Annotated in this window: 3 protein-coding genes; all 3 read right to left on the reverse strand. The window is 19.9% G+C overall.

Features of this window, described 5'->3' with window-relative positions; genetic code table 11:
- Positions 1–583: 583 nt before the first annotated feature.
- On the reverse strand, positions 584–1,135 hold the full coding sequence (locus J7G74_RS07545; protein ID WP_297133687.1) for a stage II sporulation protein M: 552 nt from the start codon (positions 1,133–1,135) through the stop codon (positions 584–586).
- Positions 1,128–1,874: an ABC transporter ATP-binding protein gene (locus J7G74_RS07550; protein WP_297133689.1), complete on the reverse strand. Its 747-nt coding sequence runs from the start codon at positions 1,872–1,874 to the stop codon at positions 1,128–1,130. The genes J7G74_RS07545 and J7G74_RS07550 overlap by 8 nt, the downstream gene beginning before the upstream one ends.
- Positions 1,862–2,915 (reverse strand): hypothetical protein (locus J7G74_RS07555; protein WP_297133691.1); only part of this gene is annotated, 1,054 nt, incomplete at its 5' end. The genes J7G74_RS07555 and J7G74_RS07550, both read right to left, overlap by 13 nt.

Raw genomic sequence — 2,915 nt, forward strand, 5'->3', positions numbered from 1 at the left:
CTATATCCATTTTCATCTATACAACTTCTAGTGATCCATCCTTTACTATTTCCATGAACCTTATCTATATATTCTAATTTATTTCTTTTTATTGCTTGTCCCACCACTTCACCTCCTTTGTTAGACATTTTATTATATCACATATTTCTATATTCACTAAAATATCTAACTTTTACTTTTCATAATTTTATAACATAAATATGTACTAAATTTAACTATAGCCTTTTCTATTAACTCTCAATATGAGATTGTTTTATTAATATATTTTAAACTAAAATAAATCTGTTCATAAAATAATTTATGAACAGATTTGAAACTACTATTTTATTTTTATATTTATTCTATTATCAAATATTTTTATCTTTGTATAAAACCCTAAATTTTCATCTATTATTTTTTTGTAAAAATAATAGATATAATTAACCCTAAAAATATAACATACATAATTATATAATTTATATCTAGTAAACTCCCCTGTCTATCAAACCCAAATCTATATATAATAAATGAAATTAATACTAATATAATAAAAATTAAGTTAATTTTTTTTTTATATTTCATTCTATCTCCTCCTAATAATAACTTAAATCATAATCGTCGATATAAATCCTTCAATAAATGCTGCTATTATAATCAGGCTAATTCCTAAAATACCTAATTTAAAATAAATTTTTATATTCTCTAAAATTTTATACTCTTTATTTAATATTTTATTTTTAATAAATATTATTGGAATTATTGACGCAGCTGCCAAAATATTAAAAGCTATTATCTCTAATCCCCCATGAAAAGCTACTAACTTAAATAAATATAAAAAAGAATATGTTTTTATTGTTACTCCACAAACTATCCCAAAGAAAATTCCATTTAAACATATAAATCCAATACTACTTATTCCCCCAAAAATAACTCCACTTAAAATCTTAATTCCTAATTTTAAATTATTATTAAGGACTTCCAAGAAAATATACTCTTTTTCTAATAATTGTATATTTTGTTGATTAAATATTTTCTCTCCTCCATCTTTAACACCTATATATAAGCTAAAAAAAATACCTAACAAAAAACATGTTGCATATATACAGTTTATTATTATAAATCCTTTTTTTATATCTTTTGATATATTATTATACATTATTAATTGCTCCATTTTTTAATATATGTAAAATATCATTTTCAAATACTTTTAAATTTGAAGATGATATTTCTTTATCCATTATTATTTTTCCATCATTTATAACAATAACTCTATCACATATCTCCTCAATAAACGATAATTGATGCGCTGAAACTATTACACATGTCCCATTTTCAATCGATATTTTTTTTATAAATTCTCTTATTTTTTTTATTATTACTGGATCTAAGCCATTTAAAGGTTCATCCAATAATAATATTGATGGATTATTAATAATTTGACTAATAAATGATATTTTTTGCTTTGTTCCATGCGAATAATTAATTATAGTTGTATCTAATAAGCTTTTAAGCTCAAAATATTCACTATATTCTCTTATTCTTTTATCTATTAAAGCCTCTTCTAATCCTTTAATTTTTCCTACAAAAAATAAAAACTCTCTTCCTGTTAAATATTCATAAAAATAATGTTCTGCATGCATATAACCTATATTATTTTTTATACTATTAAACCCATCACTTATATCCTTATTTAAAATTCTAACTTCTCCATTATCTATTGGTAAAAGTCCTACCATCATTTTCATAATTGTAGTCTTTCCTGAACCATTCTTACCAACTAATCCTGTAATCTGCCCTTCTTTAAATATTAAATTTAAATTTTCTATTTTAAATTTAGATGCCTCATATACTTTATTAACATTCTTTGCTACTATTACATTATTTATAACTTCCAATATAAGTTCCCCCTCTTTTTATAATAAAGCATAATCCCCCATATAAAACAAAATGATACTATTATATTTAATATAGATGTAGCATATATAAATTTATTTATTTTTAATACTCTTCTATAATTTAATATCCCCATAATAGAATTAACGCTAATCATTATCCATATATATATACTTAATAATATCTGTGCAACTAAATTCCCCATTGAAGTTACTTTTTCTTCATTTTCTTCAAGTTGATTGAAATTTGGGAAAGTTGCATCACTAAAATATTCAATTGATAAATTTGCACAAATATATGATATTGCCAAAATATTAATATATATTAAATATACATCTTTACTCCCTATTACTATTAATGGTATATTTATAATTCCCAATATAGATCCTAATAATATAACAAAATATATAAAAAATTTATAATATATAAATTTTTTAATATCTAAACTCGAATATAATATATACTTTATACAATGTTTTTCACTACTAACAAAAAAATATTTTCTAAATATTGCTACAAATATTGTAGTATACATCATTATAAATCCAAAAATAATAATATTAATATTAATATTATTTTTTTTATTAAATAGTAATAACAAAAAATTTATTAAAAATAATGGAACTATTAGTTTTAACAAAATATCTTTTAATTCTTTATGCCTTTTCAAACTTGTTATTTCCTTCCAAATAACAAGTTTGAAATTATTTTTTATTTTTATAAATTTATATTCTTCTCCTAAAACTATCTCAAATTTATTTTCTCCATATCCTATAATTAATATCTTTTCAACCTTTTTTAATAAAAGTTTTGTAATAAAACTGTTACTTAATATAACTATTAAACAATTAAATAAATTATTTAAACTATATAAAATATTCTTATTTATTATTTTTACAACTCCAACCCAAAAACTAATTCCTAATATTAACAATATACAAAATATAAAAAAAATCATCAAACCTTTATATTTTTTTAATATTATATTTATACATATTAAAATCAATCTTATTTGAAAAAATATAATACAATATATTATATAC

This window comes from Terrisporobacter sp., assembly GCF_017888745.1.
In the GTDB taxonomy this organism is placed as follows: domain Bacteria; phylum Bacillota; class Clostridia; order Peptostreptococcales; family Peptostreptococcaceae; genus Terrisporobacter.

What these genes read in the sequence shown, in the direction of transcription:
- J7G74_RS07545 (WP_297133687.1), bottom strand. Translation starts at nt 1,135, where the DNA reads ATGTATAATAATATATCAAAAGATATAAAAAAAGGATTTATAATAATA.